Annotated in this window: 17 protein-coding genes and 1 tRNA gene; 3 read left to right on the plus strand and 15 right to left on the minus strand. The window is 64.9% G+C overall.

Annotated elements, in window-relative coordinates; genetic code table 11:
* Positions 1-55: 55 nt before the first annotated feature.
* Positions 56-568, plus strand: coding sequence for a MarR family winged helix-turn-helix transcriptional regulator (locus ACE10X_RS24135; protein ID WP_028340207.1), 513 nt, complete (start codon positions 56-58; stop codon positions 566-568).
* A 49-nt stretch (positions 569-617) separates the two neighbouring features.
* On the opposite strand, the gene ACE10X_RS24140 is transcribed toward ACE10X_RS24135, so the two are convergent.
* From ACE10X_RS24140 to ACE10X_RS24170, 7 genes are all read right to left on the minus strand, one after another.
* Positions 618-695: transfer RNA gene (locus tag ACE10X_RS24140), tRNA-Pro, on the minus strand.
* A gap of 98 nt (positions 696-793) precedes the next feature.
* The gene (locus ACE10X_RS24145) at positions 794-1,390 is read right to left on the minus strand and encodes a MerR family transcriptional regulator (protein ID WP_038385418.1); all 597 of its coding nucleotides are present in this window, start codon (positions 1,388-1,390) and stop codon (positions 794-796) included.
* 127 nt (positions 1,391-1,517) lie between these two features.
* Positions 1,518-1,853: an integration host factor subunit alpha gene (locus tag ACE10X_RS24150; protein WP_035631661.1), complete on the minus strand. Its 336-nt coding sequence runs from the start codon at positions 1,851-1,853 to the stop codon at positions 1,518-1,520.
* A gap of 130 nt (positions 1,854-1,983) precedes the next feature.
* Positions 1,984-2,961: a beta-ketoacyl-ACP synthase III gene (locus tag ACE10X_RS24155; RefSeq protein WP_028340939.1), complete on the minus strand. Its 978-nt coding sequence runs from the start codon at positions 2,959-2,961 to the stop codon at positions 1,984-1,986.
* Positions 2,958-4,019, minus strand: coding sequence for a phosphate acyltransferase PlsX (gene plsX / locus ACE10X_RS24160; RefSeq protein ID WP_038385417.1), 1,062 nt, complete (start codon positions 4,017-4,019; stop codon positions 2,958-2,960). The genes ACE10X_RS24155 and plsX overlap by 4 nt, the downstream gene beginning before the upstream one ends.
* A 309-nt stretch (positions 4,020-4,328) precedes the next feature.
* On the minus strand, positions 4,329-4,922 hold the full coding sequence (locus ACE10X_RS24165; RefSeq protein WP_038385416.1) for a DUF177 domain-containing protein: 594 nt from the start codon (positions 4,920-4,922) through the stop codon (positions 4,329-4,331).
* Entirely contained in the window at positions 4,919-5,470 is a 552-nt protein-coding gene (locus ACE10X_RS24170; protein WP_038385415.1) for a ubiquinol-cytochrome C chaperone family protein, read from the minus strand. Before ACE10X_RS24170 ends, ACE10X_RS24165 begins: the two co-directional genes overlap by 4 nt.
* 137 nt (positions 5,471-5,607) lie before the next feature.
* Here ACE10X_RS24170 and ACE10X_RS24175 point away from each other — a divergent pair, with 137 nt between their 5' ends.
* Entirely contained in the window at positions 5,608-6,084 is a 477-nt protein-coding gene (locus ACE10X_RS24175; RefSeq protein WP_018271914.1) for an outer membrane protein assembly factor BamE, read from the plus strand.
* Positions 6,085-6,228: 144 nt separating this feature from the next.
* Positions 6,229-7,236, plus strand: a complete 1,008-nt coding sequence (locus ACE10X_RS24180; protein ID WP_038385414.1) for a tripartite tricarboxylate transporter substrate binding protein — start codon at positions 6,229-6,231, stop codon at positions 7,234-7,236.
* Between the two features lie 42 nt (positions 7,237-7,278).
* Here ACE10X_RS24180 and ACE10X_RS24185 read toward each other — a convergent pair whose 3' ends face one another.
* The 8 genes from ACE10X_RS24185 to nrdR form a co-directional block, all read right to left on the minus strand.
* The gene (locus ACE10X_RS24185; RefSeq protein WP_016844991.1) at positions 7,279-7,434 is read right to left on the minus strand and encodes a hypothetical protein; all 156 of its coding nucleotides are present in this window, start codon (positions 7,432-7,434) and stop codon (positions 7,279-7,281) included.
* 154 nt (positions 7,435-7,588) lie between these two features.
* Complete coding sequence (locus tag ACE10X_RS24190) at positions 7,589-9,709, minus strand: sodium-translocating pyrophosphatase (RefSeq protein ID WP_038385413.1); 2,121 nt, start codon at positions 9,707-9,709, stop codon at positions 7,589-7,591.
* A gap of 285 nt (positions 9,710-9,994) precedes the next feature.
* Complete coding sequence (gene thiL / locus ACE10X_RS24195; RefSeq protein ID WP_038385412.1) at positions 9,995-10,996, minus strand: thiamine-phosphate kinase; 1,002 nt, start codon at positions 10,994-10,996, stop codon at positions 9,995-9,997.
* 136 nt (positions 10,997-11,132) lie between these two features.
* Positions 11,133-11,627 (minus strand): transcription antitermination factor NusB, encoded by a 495-nt coding sequence (gene nusB, locus ACE10X_RS24200; RefSeq protein WP_038385411.1) that lies wholly within the window; start codon positions 11,625-11,627, stop codon positions 11,133-11,135.
* A 2-nt stretch (positions 11,628-11,629) separates the two neighbouring features.
* On the minus strand, positions 11,630-12,121 hold the full coding sequence (gene ribH / locus ACE10X_RS24205) for a 6,7-dimethyl-8-ribityllumazine synthase (RefSeq protein ID WP_038385410.1): 492 nt from the start codon (positions 12,119-12,121) through the stop codon (positions 11,630-11,632).
* A 215-nt stretch (positions 12,122-12,336) separates the two neighbouring features.
* Complete coding sequence (locus tag ACE10X_RS24210) at positions 12,337-12,945, minus strand: riboflavin synthase (RefSeq protein ID WP_038385409.1); 609 nt, start codon at positions 12,943-12,945, stop codon at positions 12,337-12,339.
* Positions 12,945-14,105: a bifunctional diaminohydroxyphosphoribosylaminopyrimidine deaminase/5-amino-6-(5-phosphoribosylamino)uracil reductase RibD gene (gene ribD / locus ACE10X_RS24215; protein WP_038385408.1), complete on the minus strand. Its 1,161-nt coding sequence runs from the start codon at positions 14,103-14,105 to the stop codon at positions 12,945-12,947. Before ribD ends, ACE10X_RS24210 begins: the two co-directional genes overlap by 1 nt.
* Positions 14,102-14,584, minus strand: coding sequence for a transcriptional regulator NrdR (nrdR, locus tag ACE10X_RS24220; protein WP_016844999.1), 483 nt, complete (start codon positions 14,582-14,584; stop codon positions 14,102-14,104). The genes ribD and nrdR overlap by 4 nt, the downstream gene beginning before the upstream one ends.
* Positions 14,585-14,595: the final 11 nt, after the last annotated feature.

Raw genomic sequence — 14,595 nt, forward strand, 5'->3', positions numbered from 1 at the left:
AAACAAGAAATGAATCAGCACAAAGCTGAGTCGGCGCCCGAGGGAAGAGGAAGCTGTGTCAGTGACAAGGAAGGATACGACGCGCCAGCGCGCCATCGAACATCTCGACATCATCAAGCGATTCACGCTCGAGATTTCCGCCATCAACTCGCATCTGGAGCGCGTCCGTCAGTTCTGGGGCAGGTCGCTTGGCGTCAGCGGTCCGCAATGGATGATTCTCATCGCGATCTCGGATCTCGACAAGGATGACGGCGTGCCGATCAACGTGGTGTCGAAGCTGCTGCACGTCGATCCGTCGTTCGTGACCACGCAATCCAAGCTGCTCGAGCAGAAGGAGCTGCTGCGGCGCGCGCCCTCCCCGGCCGATGCGCGCGTGGTCCGGCTGTCGCTGACCGACAAGACCAAAAAGCACCTCGCGGGCCTCGCCGAACAGCACAAGGCGTTCAAGAAAACCGTCTTCGAGGAGTTCAGCGAGCCGGAGCTGGCCGAGTTCACGGCCAAGCTTTCGATGCTCACCAACCGCCTGGAAAAGGCCTGCCTGATTGTTGCGATGGAAGCCGAGGCCTGAAGTCGCGGCCACATCGGCCGGAAGGAACGCCGCCGAACGTTCCGAAAATTGGTCGGAGCGAGAGGATTTGAACCTCCGACCCCTAGTCTCCCAGACTAGTGCGCTAACCGGGCTGCGCCACGCTCCGATGCCGTTCCATTAGCTGCGATCCTGCGTTCGCGCAAGGCGGGGCAGGCTCTCAAAGACTGTATTCCGAGGCCGGTTCCCTTGGCAGGCGTCCTTGCCTCAGCCGTCCTTCATCGCCGCGTCGACCATCTGCCGACAGGCGACCAGCTCCTGCAGCACGCGTTCGAGCCGCTCCCGATCCGCTGACGGAACGGAGGGGCGCACCGGCGGCGCCGCGGCGGGCGCCTTGCCCGGATGGGCATGCGCCTTGTAGGTCGACAGGATCGGATCCTCGTCGGGATCGACGAATCGGTAGTCGATCCCCTTCTCGTCGCCGTCGCCCTCCTCGCCGTCGAAATCGAGGCCGTCGCTGCTCTCGAGGTCGTCGGGCTCGGCCATGCTGTTGCCGACGGCTTCCTCGACCGCGCCGAACGAGACCGCCGCGGTCTGGTCGGCAATGCCCTGCACCGACTTGATGCCGTGCTCCTTCAGGATCCGCTGCACGCCGCGGATGGTGTAGCCCTCGCCGTACAGCAGCCGGCGGATGCCCTTGAGCAGGTCGACGTCGTCGGGGCGATAATAGCGGCGTCCGCCGCTGCGCTTCATCGGCTTGATCTGCGCGAAGCGCGTTTCCCAGAATCTCAGCACATGCTGGGGAATATCGAGTTCATCAGCGACCTCGCTGATGGTACGGAACGCATCCGGCGCCTTGTCCAAATGCCCGCTCCTTTGAGCTCAATGCCTGGAGCCTTTCCGTTCCGATTGAATCGGAACGGGGCCCCGGATTCTAGTTTTGCCGCGTTTTCTTCACGCGAACCGGGTATCCACTTCGCTTGAAAACGCTCTAGTCGGCCTTGCTGCCGTCGCCATTGGTGACGACATGGCCATTGATCCGCTGCTTCAGGATCGCCGACGGCTTGAACACCATCACCCGCCGCGGCGAGATCGGCACCTCGGTGCCGGTCTTGGGATTACGCCCGATACGCTGGCCCTTCTTGCGCACCATAAAGGAGCCGAATGAGGACAGCTTCACCGTCTCGCCCTTTTCCAGGCAATCGGTGATCTCCTTCAGCACCAACTCGACAAATGCCGACGATTCCGTGCGCGACAGACCCACCTTTTGGTAGACCGCCTCACACAAATCGACGCGCGTAACTGTTTTTCCGGTTCCCGTGGTCATCGCCTGCCCCGCACTCTCGGCGAACAATTTCTTGACTGAAATTAAAAGCTTAGCGCGCAATGGTCAACAGCGACAAGCATCCGGGTGCAGGAAAGATACCAGCAACCTGTCGATACTCTTTGGCGATGCGCTACCAGCGCACGAGCGCCGAGCCCCAGGTGAAGCCGCCGCCCATCGCCTCGAACAGCACCAGATCGCCCTTCTTGACGCGCCCGTCCTTCACGGCGACCGACAGCGCCAGCGGGATCGAGGCCGCCGACGTGTTGCCGTGCTTGTCGACCGTCAGGACCACCTTCTGCGGCGCAATATGAAGCTTGTGCGCCGACGCATCGATGATTCGCTTGTTGGCCTGGTGCGGAATGAACCAGGTGATGTCCTCGGCGGTGAAGCCGGTGGCGTTGAAGGCGTCGACGATCACGTCGGTGATCATGCCGACGGCGTGCTTGAACACCTCGCGGCCCTCCATGCGGAGATGCCCGACCGTCCGGGTCGAGCCGGGCCCGCCATCGACGAACAGCTTCGCCTTGTGGCGGCCGTCGGAGCGCAGATGCGTCGTCAACACGCCGCGGTCGCTGGTGGTGCCGGAATGCTGCTGCGCCTCCAGCACGACCGCGCCGGCGCCGTCGCCGAACAGCACGCAGGTGCCGCGGTCGTTCCAGTCGAGAATGCGCGAGAAGGTTTCAGCACCGATCACCAGCGCCCGCTTGTGGGTGCCGGCGCGCAGGAAATTATCGGCGGTGGCCAGCGCGAAGACGAAGCCGGAACAGACCGCCTGCAGGTCGAACGCGACGCCATGGTTGATGCCGAGCCCGTGCTGGACGGCGACCGCGGTGGCAGGAAAGGTGTTGTCGGGCGTCGAGGTCGCGAGCACGATCAGGTCGATCGACTGCGCATCGACTTGCGCATGGGCGAGCGCAGCCTGCGCCGCCTTGATCGCTAGATGCGAGGTGAATTCGTCGTCGGCCGCGATGTGGCGCTCGCTGATGCCGGTGCGCTGCACGATCCAGTCATCCGACGTGTCGATCCGGCTGGCCAGTTCGGCATTGGTCAAAACCCGCTCCGGCAAATATGAGCCGCAGCCGAGCACTACCGAACGTATAGCAGTCACGAGACAGCCTCCTGCGCGGTCTGCGCCCGCACCAGGGCGCTGCCGTCGCGATTGAGCATCTGATTGATCTTGGTGAGGAGATCGAAGTGGGCCATCTCATAGCCAACATCCACCGCATAGGCAAAGCCTTCCGCGTTGGTGCCGCCATGGCTCTTGACCACCACGCCCTTCAGGCCGAGCAGCAGGCCGCCGTTCGACTTGTTGGGATCGAGCTTGTCGCGCAGCTTCTGGAACGCGCCGCGGGCCAGCACATAGCCGATTCGCGCCAGCCAGCTCGATGACATGGCCTCGCGCAGCAGCGTGAACATCTGGCGCGCGGTTCCCTCGGCGGCCTTGAGCGCAATGTTGCCGCTGAAACCTTCCGACACGATGACGTCGGCGAGACCCTTGCCGATCGCGTCGCCCTCGACGAAGCCGATATAGTTGAACTGGGTCGAGTTCATCGCGCGCAGCATCTCCGCCGCCTCGCGGATTTCCCCGTGCCCCTTGATCTCCTCGGACCCGATATTGAGCAGGCCGACGGTCGGCCGTTCGAGGTTGAACAGCACGCTCGCCATGGCGCTGCCCATCACCGCCAGCGTCGCCAGATGGCGGGCGTCACCGCCGATCGTGGCGCCGAGGTCCAGCACGACAGAGTCGCCGCGCAGCGTCGGCCACACCGCCGCAAGCGCCGGGCGGTCGACACCGGGCAGCGTCCGCAGATTGACGCTGCCCATGGCCATCAGCGCGCCGCTGTTGCCGGCGGAGACCGCAACGTCGGCCTCGCCATGCTTCACGGCGTCGATCGCGAGCCACATCGAGGACGCCCTGCGGGTCCGCCGCAGTGCCTGGCTCGGCTTCTCATCGTTCTTCACGGCGACGTCGGTATGGATCACTTTCGATACCGCCTTCAGCGCCGGATGCTTGGCGAGCTCCGGCTCGATCTGGGCCCGGTCCCCCACCAGCAGGAATTCGCTGTCGGGATGACGGCTTAACGAGATTGCGGCGCCGGGAATGACGACGGAAGCGCCGACATCGCCCCCCATGGCGTCAAGCGCTATTCGAACCTTTTGAGGCATGAACGTCCCGGAAGCCTGCTTTCCCGCAGCCTTCAGACGAAGACCGCGAGCTTGAAGTCACCGCCGTCAACGGCGCGCGGCGAAACACCAACTCGCGTCCCGGCCGGGCCGCGACAATAGCGTGTCCTCGATCCGACACAACCTCTTGACCGCAAATGAGGCAGCTGCCGAACCGTCACGCAACACATCAGAACATACCAGAAATACATTGTATTTCAATGTATTGTGACACATATTTGAAGTAACTGGGAACGCCGCTCGCGCAAGCTTGCAGGCAAGCCATCCCCGCAAATGTGGCGTCGGCTGCCCTCAACTCCCCTTGGGCTTCTTGCCGTCCGGCTTTTCCTTCAGCGCCTTCAGGGCCGCGAAAGGATGATTTTCCGGGTCAGGCGCTTCAACCTTCTGTTCAAAGACCGCATCCACCTTGCGCGGATACGGGTCTATGCCGAGAAACAGCGCATCGGTGGCGAGCCGGCCGATGTCGATGACGCCGCCGACGATCGGCTCCGGCGGGTCCGGCGTTTCCTCATCGCTGTCGTCGGCGTCGTCGACCAGGTCGGCCATATGCGGAATCTGCTCGGGCGGCGCGAACACCACATCGATCGGCTCATCGATCTTGTTCTCGATCGGATCGAGCGTCACCACGCAGGTCTGCCCGACCCTGGCCTTAACTCTGCCGGTGACTTGGTAGCTGCCGTCGCGCTTGGGCTGCAGGTCGAACTCCGCGTGCGCGGAGACGACTTCCCGTAACTCGGCAACTTCGGCCATCGCCTTGCGCGCCGCCTCGTCGGCCGCGATCTCGCGATGCAGGCCGGTCTCCGGGATCTGCGCGACATTGACGAGAACCCGCCAGGGGTCGCGGTCGCGCCGTGCATCGGGCTGCCCTGTGGTGCCGCCGCTCATGCCGCCGTCCCCGCAGCCTGTGCTACCGGAAAGCGCCAAGCGCCCTTGGCCAAAGCCGCGAGATCGGCGCGCGCCAGCTCTTCCATCGCCTCCTGGGCGTAGGCGGCGAGCTCGCGGGCCTTGTCGATGTTCTGACCGTTGAGGATGTTCTTGCAGAACGACTCGGCCAAGGCCGCCTGGCTGTCGGTCAGCGCCAGATCATAGGCCGCGGTGCGGCCGTAGAAGGCTTCACCGAAGGCCTGCATGCGCTTCGGCACCGTGAGGTCGCCGACGCCCATTTCGCGCAGATTGTCGTCCATATCGATGCAGAAATGATCGAACAGCGCCTGGGACAGCGCTACGCCGCCCTCGACGGACTTGAGGCGCCGCAGCACCAGCCACAGATGCATCAGAAGCAGGTCAAAACGGCCGTTAAGCGTGTCCGGAACGCCCAAGTCACGGTAAAACAACGGTTCTCGCGCCTGCGTCACGATCATGCCATAGATGGTCTCAATGGTGCTGCGCGCGGGCACCCGGGGTCTTCTGAAGTGATTGAACGGCCAAAGCATGACGGGTTCCGGCTGCCGGTCCCCAAAGGGTCGCCTGTTGAGAGGTCGCCCATTGGAGCTCGGCATGATTGCAATCCATTGAGCTGCCCGGTACGTCAATGCCTCGGCCGATGCAAGGGGACGGATCAGTTCCGCCGATGAACCACACTCTTTCACGACAGTCTCGCGCCGCTTCCGCGCGCGGGTTCTTTTCGCGTCTCCGCGCCGTCGCGGCGATCGGCCTCGTCTGCGCCGCGCTCGGCGGCTGCGCCGGCGAACAATTCCAGAAGGGCTACATCCTGCCCGAAGGGGCGCTTGAGCAAATCCCGATCGGCGCGAGCCAGGACCAGGTGCTCATCGTGCTCGGCACGCCCTCGACGGTCGCAACGCTGGACGGCGAGGTGTTTTATTACATCTCGCAACGGACCTCCCGCCCGGTCGCCTTCATGAATCAGCGGGTGATCGACCAGCGCGTGATCGCGGTCTATTTCGACAAGAACCGGCAGGTGCGCCGGCTCGCCAATTACGGCCTGAAGGACGGCAAGATCTTCGACTTCGTCAGCCGGTCCACGCCGACGTCAGGCCAAGAAATGTCCTACCTGACACCGCTCTTCAAGCTGCTGAGCTTCAACTAGAGCGAAGTGGACTCCGGTTCGCGTGAGAAAACGCGTCAAACCGGAGTCCAGAGCATAAGCCGCTGCGCCAAGTTGTCGCTTGCCCGAGGGGCAAGCGGTCCCCTAGTTTGCTCGCAAACAAGAGCCTGAGCAGGGGGTAAACGCATGAGAGCCAAGAGATTTTCCCGTCGTACGGTATTGTCGGGCACAGCCGCGATGACGGCCGCGTCGATCCTGCCGCGCACAAGCCTCGGCGCCGGCGACTGGCGGCCGACCGAGACCGTCCGCATCATCGTGCCGGCGGCGGCGGGCGGCTCGACCGACGTGATGGGGCGTCTGCTCGCGGCGCATTTGCAGCCGCTCTGGGGCCAGTCGGTGGTGGTGGAGAATCGCTCCGGCGCCGGCGGCACCATCGGCACATCCGAGGTCGCGCGCGCCAAGGGCGACGGCCACACCATCCTGATCGGCAATCCCGGCCCCAACGCGATCGCCTACAGCATCTTCCGCAACCTGACCTACAAGGCCGACCAGTTGCAGCCTGTCTCCAACATGATCCGGATCCCGAACATCGTGTCGGCGCATCCGTCGACCGGCCTCAAGTCGATCCCCGAATTGATTGCCTTCCTGAAGCAGAACCCGGACAAGCTCACCTACGGCTCGTCCGGCACCGGACAGAGCCCTCACCTCACCGGCGCCTGGTTCCTGCAACTCACCGGGCTGAAGATGACGCACGTGCCGTTCCGCGGCGCCGGTCCCGCATTGCAGGCGGGGCTCGCCGGCGACATCCAGATCCTGTTCGACAATCTCTATCCGTCGCTGCCGCAGGTGCAGGACGGCAAGCTCAACGGCCTCTGTGTCACCACGCCGGAGCGCAGCGATTCCGCACCGAACCTGCCGACGATGCGCGAGGGCGCGCCGGAACTGGCAAAGTTCGACGTCTCGTCCTGGTTCGGCGTCTTCCTGCCGAAGACCGCGCCCGCTCCGGTGCTCGACGAACTGAACCGCCAGGTCAGGGCGATGCTGGAGCGCGACGACATCAAGAAGAACATCGCCGGCATGGGTGCGCGCGCCGACTACGGCACGCCCCAGCAATTCTCCGATTTCGTCGATGCCGAGACGAAGAAGTTCGCGGCAATCATCGAGAAGGAAGGCTTGCAGATGGAGGTCAAGTAGCAGCCGCCGCCGCGATCGTTCGTGAGCATGTCGCGCCTCATGCTACGACGACTTGTTGATCTTCTTGACCTTGGCGTCGGTTGCTTCAATCGACATCGCCAGTTCCAGGATCGCCTTCGACAGCAGCTCGATGGCCTCCTTCTGATCCTGTGATTTGGAAGCGCGGAGCGCGTAGTTCCGTGCGGATGAGAGTGACATCGATTGATCTCCGTGTTGTTCGCGTCTGGGTCTCTGCGGATATCGTTGGCGGAAAGTCGATCAGTTCGGCAAGCACGCCGAACGAAGCCCATATAGAAATAAAAATCCCGCGGCTCGCACCGCGGGATTTTGCGCTTCAGTCGTGTCGCGCCGCTCAGTGCGCCAGGATCGCCAGCAGCAGCAGCGCCACGATGTTGGTGATCTTGATCATCGGGTTCACCGCCGGGCCCGCCGTGTCCTTGTAGGGATCGCCGACGGTATCGCCAGTCACCGCGGACTTGTGGGCGTCAGAGCCCTTGCCGCCGTAGTGGCCGTCCTCGATGTACTTCTTGGCGTTGTCCCATGCGCCGCCGCCCGAGGTCATCGAGATCGCGACGAACAGGCCGGTGACGATGACGCCGAGCAGCATGGCGCCGACCGCGGAGAACGCCGCCGACTTGCCGGCTGCGCCACCGCCCGCGATCGCGTAGATCAGGAAGTAGACCACGATCGGCGACAACACCGGCAGCAGCGACGGGATGATCATCTCCTTGATCGCCGCCCGGGTCAGCAGGTCGACCGCCTTGCCGTAGTCCGGCTTGTCGGTGCCCTGCATGATGCCGGGCTTCTCGCGGAACTGACGGCGCACCTCCTCGACGATCGCACCGGCGGCGCGGCCGACCGCGGTCATGCCCATCGCACCGAACAGATACGGCAGCAGGCCGCCGAACAGCAGGCCGACCACGACGTAAGGATTGTTCAGAGAGAAGTCCGGGTTGACGCCCTTGAAGTAGAGGTGGTTGGCGGAGTCCGCGATGAAGAATTTGAGGTCCTGGTTATAGGCCGCAAACAGCACCAGCGCACCGAGACCGGCGGAGCCGATCGCGTAGCCCTTGGTCACCGCCTTGGTGGTGTTGCCGACCGCGTCGAGCGCGTCGGTCGACTTGCGCACTTCCTTGGGCAGCCCCGCCATCTCTGCGATGCCGCCGGCGTTGTCGGTGACCGGGCCGAAGGCGTCGAGCGCGACGATCATGCCGGCCAGCGCCAGCATGGTGGCGGTCGCGATCGCGATGCCGAACAGGCCGGCCAGGCTGTAGGTGACCAGGATGCCCGCGATGATCACGATCGCGGGCAGCGCGGTCGCCTCCATCGAGACGGCAAGGCCCTGGATCACGTTGGTGCCGTGACCGGTGACGGACGCCGCCGCAATCGACTTCACCGGGCGGTAGTCGGTGCCGGTGTAGTATTCGGTGATCCAGATGATCAGGCCGGTGACGACGAGACCGACCACGCCGCACCAGAACAGCGCCATGCCGGTATAGTCGACGCCGTCGAGCTTGCCGAAGCCGACCAGCCAATTGATCACGAGCGCGACGCCGACCAGCGACAGGATGCCGGTGGCGATCAGGCCCTTGTAGAGGGCGCCCATGATGGACTGGCTGGCACCGAGCTTGACGAAGAAGGTGCCGATGATCGAGGTGATAATGCAGATACCGCCGATCGCGAGCGGCAGCGTCATCATGTTCACCAGGATCGGCGTCTTGGCGAAGAAGATCGCCGCGAGCACCATGGTGGCGACCGCGGTCACCGCATAGGTCTCGAACAAGTCAGCCGCCATGCCGGCACAGTCGCCGACATTGTCGCCGACGTTGTCGGCGATGGTGGCCGGGTTGCGCGGATCGTCCTCGGGGATGCCGGCCTCGACCTTGCCGACGAGGTCGCCACCGACGTCCGCCCCCTTGGTGAAGATGCCGCCGCCGAGACGGGCGAAGATCGAGATCAGCGAGGCGCCGAAGCCGAGCGCCACCATGGCGTCGACCACAGTGCGGCTGCCGGCTTCGAGCCCCATGAACTTGACCAGCACCATGAAGTAGATGGTGACGCCCAGCAGCGCGAGACCGGCAACCAACATGCCGGTGATCGCGCCCGCCTTGAAGGCGAGTTCGAGGCCGCCGGCGAGCGAGGTGGTTGCCGCCTGCGCGGTGCGGACGTTGGCGCGCACCGAGACGTTCATGCCGATGAAGCCGGCAGCCCCCGACAAGATGGCGCCGATCGCAAAGCCGATCGCCACGAGCAGGCCCAGGAAGTAGGCCAGCACCACGAAGATCACGATACCGACCATGCCGATCGTCGTGTACTGCCGCCGCAGATAGGCCTGTGCGCCCTCGCGCACCGCGGCCGCGATTTCCTGCATGCGGGCATTGCCCGCATCCGCGTTCAAGACCGACTGCGTCGCCCAGATCGCGTAGACGATGGAAAGCGCCCCGCAGAGCACAATCAACCATAAAGCTGTCATGTTGCCTCAGATCCTTGATGTAACCCCCGCGCCTTCTTGTGCCGCTAGGGGGCGGCAGGCGCTTGTTTTGCGAGGACAATCCTCCCCAAAAACGGATTGCCTCAAATCGGGCGCGACCTTGCCAAAATCGTTACCGCTGTGCAACGCCACCTGTGGCCGAAAACGCCGATATCGGCAGCTATTTAGAAGGAAAATCGGCATCATCAGGCGCGGGAAGTCTCGCGCTCGTTGCGTTCCGACGCGTTTTCCTAACGCGAACCGGTGCCCACTTCGCTCGAAAACGCTCTAGAAATGGCTGTACGACAGCCGCTTCAACTTCAGTTCCCGACCCTGCCCGTCAAGGAAGCTTGGTGGCGACAAGCCTGCGATCAGGCCGCCGATTGCGGTTACCGCGACCTTGGCCTGCCGTGCGTCGCGCAGAAACGCGTCGACGTGATCGCTCGGGACCGCGCACAAGAGCTCGTAATCATCACCGCCGGCCACCAAGGCCTCGATATCGATCGCCTTGCGCGCGAGCAGCCCTGCGGCTGCAGACGACAACGGGATACTCGGCACATTGATTACGGCCGCCACACCACTGGCTGCGCAAAGCTTGGTCAGATCGCCGGCAAGACCGTCGGACACATCCATCGCGGCGCTGGCGTGGGTGCGGACGGCCTTGGCCAACGCGTTGCGCGGCTGCGGAACACGGTAACGGGCGGCAAGAAAATCCCGCCCGACGACATCGTCCGCCAGAGCCGCGGCGACCGGGCCGCCCCGGAGCACATCGAGGCCGAGCGCGGCGTCTCCGATCGTGCCGGTGACGAACACGCGGTCGCCCGCCTGTGCCCCCGCGCGATGCACCATCGTGCCCTGCGGCACCCGGCCGAACGCGGTGATCGAGATCATCAGCGGCCCCGGCGTCGAGACCGTGTCGCCACCGAGCAGCGGGCAGCCGAAATGCGCGGCGTCCTGGCCGAGCGCCCGGGCAAACGGCTTCAGCCAGGCCTCCTCGGCGCCGCGCAGCGCCAGCGTCAGCACGAATCCTGCCGGCACCGCGCCCTTGGCGGCGATGTCGGAGAGGTTCACCCGCAGCGCCTTGCGCGCCAGCGTGTCGGGCGGATCATCGAGAAGGAAGTGCACGCCCTCGACGATGGCGTCCGTGGTGACCACGATGTCCTCGCCATCAGCCCTCAGCGCGGCGGCGTCATCGTCGAGCCCGAACGCACCCGGATCGGTCGCGAGCGGCTTGAAATAGCGCGCGATCAGGGAGTCTTCGCCGGATATCGGTTTGTCGCTCTGCGTCACGATAGCAGCCCCGTCATCCTGAGGTGCGAGCGGAGCGAGCCTCGAAGGATGCACGGCCCCAGCCGGGCCGCCGCCCTTCGAGACGGCCGCTGCGCGGCCTCCTCAGGGTGACGGTCAAGCGATCATATGTCTCCACTCAGCTCCGCACAAACTCGTCGCCGCGGAACTGGCGCGCGATCTGGTCGAGCACGGCGTTGACCATGCCGGTTTCGTCCTTTTCGACGAACGCGTGCGCGACGTCGACATATTCGGAGACCACCACCCGGCCCGGTACGTCCTTGCGATGCTCCAGCTCGTAGGACCCTGCCCGCAGCACCGCGCGCAGGATGGCGTCAATCCGCTTCAACGGCCAGCCCTTCGACAGCGCCTCGTCGATCAGCGGATCGAGCTTGGCCTGGTCGCGCACCACGCCGGAGACCACGTCGCGGAAAAACGCGGCTTCCGCCGGCAGGTATTTCTCGCCCTCGACCTCGTTGCCGAGCCAGTGGCTCTCGAACTCGGCGAAGATGTCGTTGATGCCAGCGCCGCCAATGTCCATCTGGTAGAGCGCCTGCACCGCCGCGAGCCGTGCCGCGCCGCGGCGGTTGGCTTTTCTATCGGGAGCTTTCGCGGGCTTCTTGTTGTCAGCCATGGTCAGGCCTTTGCCAGGCGGCGTTTGATCCGCAGCATCGCCAGCGCCGCACGCGCCGCGTCGCCGCCCTTGTTGAGTTCGCTGGCGCGCGCCCGCGCCCAGGCCTGCGCCTCGGTGTTGACGGTGAGGATGCCGTTGCCGAGCGGGAATTTCCGGCTGACGGCCAAATCCATCAATCCGCGCGAGGATTCCTGCGAGACGATTTCGAAATGGATGGTGTCGCCGCGTACCACGCAGCCGAGCGCGATCGCCGCGTCATAGGGCTTGCCGTTCGCTTCAGCCGCGTCGATCGAGATGGCGATCGCCGCCGGAATCTCCAGCGCGCCCGGCACCGTGATCACGTCATGGCTGGCGCCTGCGGCCTTGATCTCGGCAAGCGCGCCTTCCAGCAGCGCATCCTGGATGTCGTCATAAAACCGCGCCTCGACGATCAGCACGCGTGCGCCGGTAATGTCGGTCTGGTCCTTCAGGGGTTCGCGCCGCGCGTCAGCCATTACAATACCAATCGGAACTTGGGGAGGAGTTGTGCAGCGTTTTAGGCGCAGCAGGGGCTAAAGCCAAGGGCAATACTGGCCCGGATGTCACCGCGATCAGCCCGATTTTTCAGGCCGGGTTCGCCTGCAATGCATAGGCCCCCGGGACTGGAAATCGCCCCGAAGCGAATAGGCAGATAAGGATGCCTGCCTCGGCCGCAATGCGCGGGCCGAAGCTATTTCATCTCCGACAGCCGCGCCGCGTAGCGGGCCATCAGGTCGACCTCGATATTGACCTCGCTGCCGGCTTTCCAGCCGCTCAGGGTCGTGACAGCAAGCGTGTGGGGGATGATCAGCACCGAAAATGTCACATCGTCGACCGTATTCACGGTCAGCGACACGCCGTCCAGCGTGATCGAACCCTTCGCCGCGATGAAACGCGCCAGTTCGCGGCTGGTTCGCAGCTCGAAGCGCGCCATGTCGGGTAGGTCGTCGCGCTTGACGATGGTTGCGATCCCGTCGGCATGCCCGGCCACGATGTGACCGCCGAGTTCATCGCCGATCTTGAGCGCGCGCTCGAGATTGAGCCGGCCGCCCTGCGCCCAATGCTTGGCGGTGGTCATGCCGAGCGTCTCGGCCGCCGCATCGACATCGAACCAGGTCTTGCCGTCGGCGGTGCCGGAGGCGACGACGGTGAGGCAGACGCCGTTGCAGGCGATCGAGGCGCCGTCGGCGATCGTGGTCTGGTCGTAGTCGCAGGCAATTCGCATGCGATGCAGTTGCCCCTGCGCTACCTGCTTCAGGCTGGTGATCTCACCGATATCGGTGACAATTCCGGTAAACATTACGCACGCTCGTAGATCATGAGACTGTCTTTGCCGAGGGTTTCGCTAGCACGAAGGCGAAAGGCCGGCGACTGCGTGATTGCGTCGAGCGGCATTGCGTCCAGCGCGGGAACGCCACCGGCACCGATCGCATCGGGTCCGCGCAACAGCCAGATCTCGTCGACAAGGCCGGCTGCCACGAAAGAATTTGCCACGCGCGATCCGCCCTCGACCAGCAGCCGCGAGATCCCCCTCTCCGCCAGCGCATGCAGGACGGACGGCAGATCGAGACCTTCAGGCGCGCTGGCGGAGACGCGGATCACCTGCGCCCCGGCGGCACCTAACTTCACCGCGGCAGGCGCCTCCGCCATGTCAGAGGTCATCACCCAGAGCGGCGTCTCGCGCGCCGAATGCACCAGGCGGCTGTCGCCTGAAATCCGCAGCGCGCGGTCCAGCACCAGGCGCACCGGCGAGCGCGCCGCCATCCCCGGCAACCGGCAGGTCAAAAGCGGATCGTCGGCCTTGACCGTGCCGATGCCGACCAGGATCGCGTCGCTCTGCGCGCGCAGCAAATGCACCCGGGTCCGCGCGGCCTCGCCTGATATCGCGACCGGCTCGTGGCCGCTGGCGGCGATCTTGTCGTCGACGGACACCGCGAGCTTGAGGATCACATGCGGGCGCTTGTCGCGGATGCGGCGGAAGTGTCCGGCGTGGTCGCGCGCAGCTTCCGCCGCACACAGCCCGACATCCACCGCGATGCCGGCGGCGCGCAGCTTGGCGTGCCCCTGCCCGGCGACTTCCGGATTGGGATCCTCGATCGCCGAAACGACGCGGGCGAGCCCGGCCGCAACCACGGCATCCGCACAGGGCGGCGAGCGGCCGAAATGCGAGCAGGGTTCGAGCGTCACGTAGAGCGTGGCGCCGCGCGCGGCGTCACCTGCGCGCCGCAGCGCCTCGACCTCGGCATGCGGGCGGCCGCCTGCTTGCGTCCAGCCGCGGCCGACGATGATGCCGTCCTTGACGATCACGGCGCCGACCGCCGGATTGGGCCAGGTGCGCCCGAGCCCGCGCCGGCCGAGCGCGAGCGCCAGCTGCATGAAGCGCAGATCGACCGCCTTTGCCGCGTCCTTGGCCTCTTTGGCCTTCTGCGCGAACTGGTCTTCCAATATCCGGAAGATCATTTGCGTAGCGTCGCGAGCCGCGGGTCCTCTTCGCCGGTCAACTCGTCGAGCACGGCCTCAAAGTCCTTGGCCTCGCGGAAATTGCGATAGACCGAGGCGAAGCGCACATAGGCGACGTCGTCGAGCTGGCGCAGATGCTCCATCACGATCTCGCCGATCGCCTCCGAGGAGACCTCGGCTTCGCCGCCGCTTTCGAGCTCGCGCACGATGGTCGACACCATCTTCTCCACCCGCTCGGATTCCACCGGGCGCTTGCGCAAGGAGATCTGCAGCGAGCGCACCAGCTTGTCGCGGTCGAACGGCACGCGGCGGCCGTTGCGCTTGATGACGGTCAGCTCGCGCAACTGCACCCGCTCGAAGGTCGTGAAGCGGAAGTTGCAGGCCATGCAGACGCGACGCCTGCGAATGACCGCGGAGTCCTCGGTCGGACGCGAGTCCTTGACCTGCGTATCGAGAGAATTGCAGCTCGGGCAGCGCATCCGACGGGACC

It is taken from the genome of Bradyrhizobium sp. Pha-3 (genome assembly GCF_042258325.1).
Lineage (GTDB): Bacteria > Pseudomonadota > Alphaproteobacteria > Rhizobiales > Xanthobacteraceae > Bradyrhizobium > Bradyrhizobium elkanii.

Excerpts from the sequence above, each read along its gene's own strand:
- plsX (WP_038385417.1), bottom strand. The coding sequence starts at position 4,019 with ATGCCTCAAAAGGTTCGAATAGCGCTTGACGCCATGGGGGGCGATGTC.
- ACE10X_RS24150 (WP_035631661.1), bottom strand. The coding sequence starts at position 1,853 with ATGACCACGGGAACCGGAAAAACAGTTACGCGCGTCGATTTGTGTGAG.
- nusB (WP_038385411.1), bottom strand. The coding sequence starts at position 11,627 with ATGGCTGACAACAAGAAGCCCGCGAAAGCTCCCGATAGAAAAGCCAAC.
- ACE10X_RS24180 (WP_038385414.1), top strand. The coding sequence starts at position 6,229 with ATGAGAGCCAAGAGATTTTCCCGTCGTACGGTATTGTCGGGCACAGCC.
- ACE10X_RS24190 (WP_038385413.1), bottom strand. The coding sequence starts at position 9,709 with ATGACAGCTTTATGGTTGATTGTGCTCTGCGGGGCGCTTTCCATCGTC.
- ACE10X_RS24165 (WP_038385416.1), bottom strand. The coding sequence starts at position 4,922 with ATGAGCGGCGGCACCACAGGGCAGCCCGATGCACGGCGCGACCGCGAC.
- ribD (WP_038385408.1), bottom strand. The coding sequence starts at position 14,105 with ATGATCTTCCGGATATTGGAAGACCAGTTCGCGCAGAAGGCCAAAGAG.
- nrdR (WP_016844999.1), bottom strand. The coding sequence starts at position 14,584 with ATGCGCTGCCCGAGCTGCAATTCTCTCGATACGCAGGTCAAGGACTCG.
- ACE10X_RS24175 (WP_018271914.1), top strand. The coding sequence starts at position 5,608 with ATGAACCACACTCTTTCACGACAGTCTCGCGCCGCTTCCGCGCGCGGG.
- ribH (WP_038385410.1), bottom strand. The coding sequence starts at position 12,121 with ATGGCTGACGCGCGGCGCGAACCCCTGAAGGACCAGACCGACATTACC.
- ACE10X_RS24185 (WP_016844991.1), bottom strand. The coding sequence starts at position 7,434 with ATGTCACTCTCATCCGCACGGAACTACGCGCTCCGCGCTTCCAAATCA.
- ACE10X_RS24170 (WP_038385415.1), bottom strand. The coding sequence starts at position 5,470 with ATGCTTTGGCCGTTCAATCACTTCAGAAGACCCCGGGTGCCCGCGCGC.
- ACE10X_RS24210 (WP_038385409.1), bottom strand. The coding sequence starts at position 12,945 with ATGTTTACCGGAATTGTCACCGATATCGGTGAGATCACCAGCCTGAAG.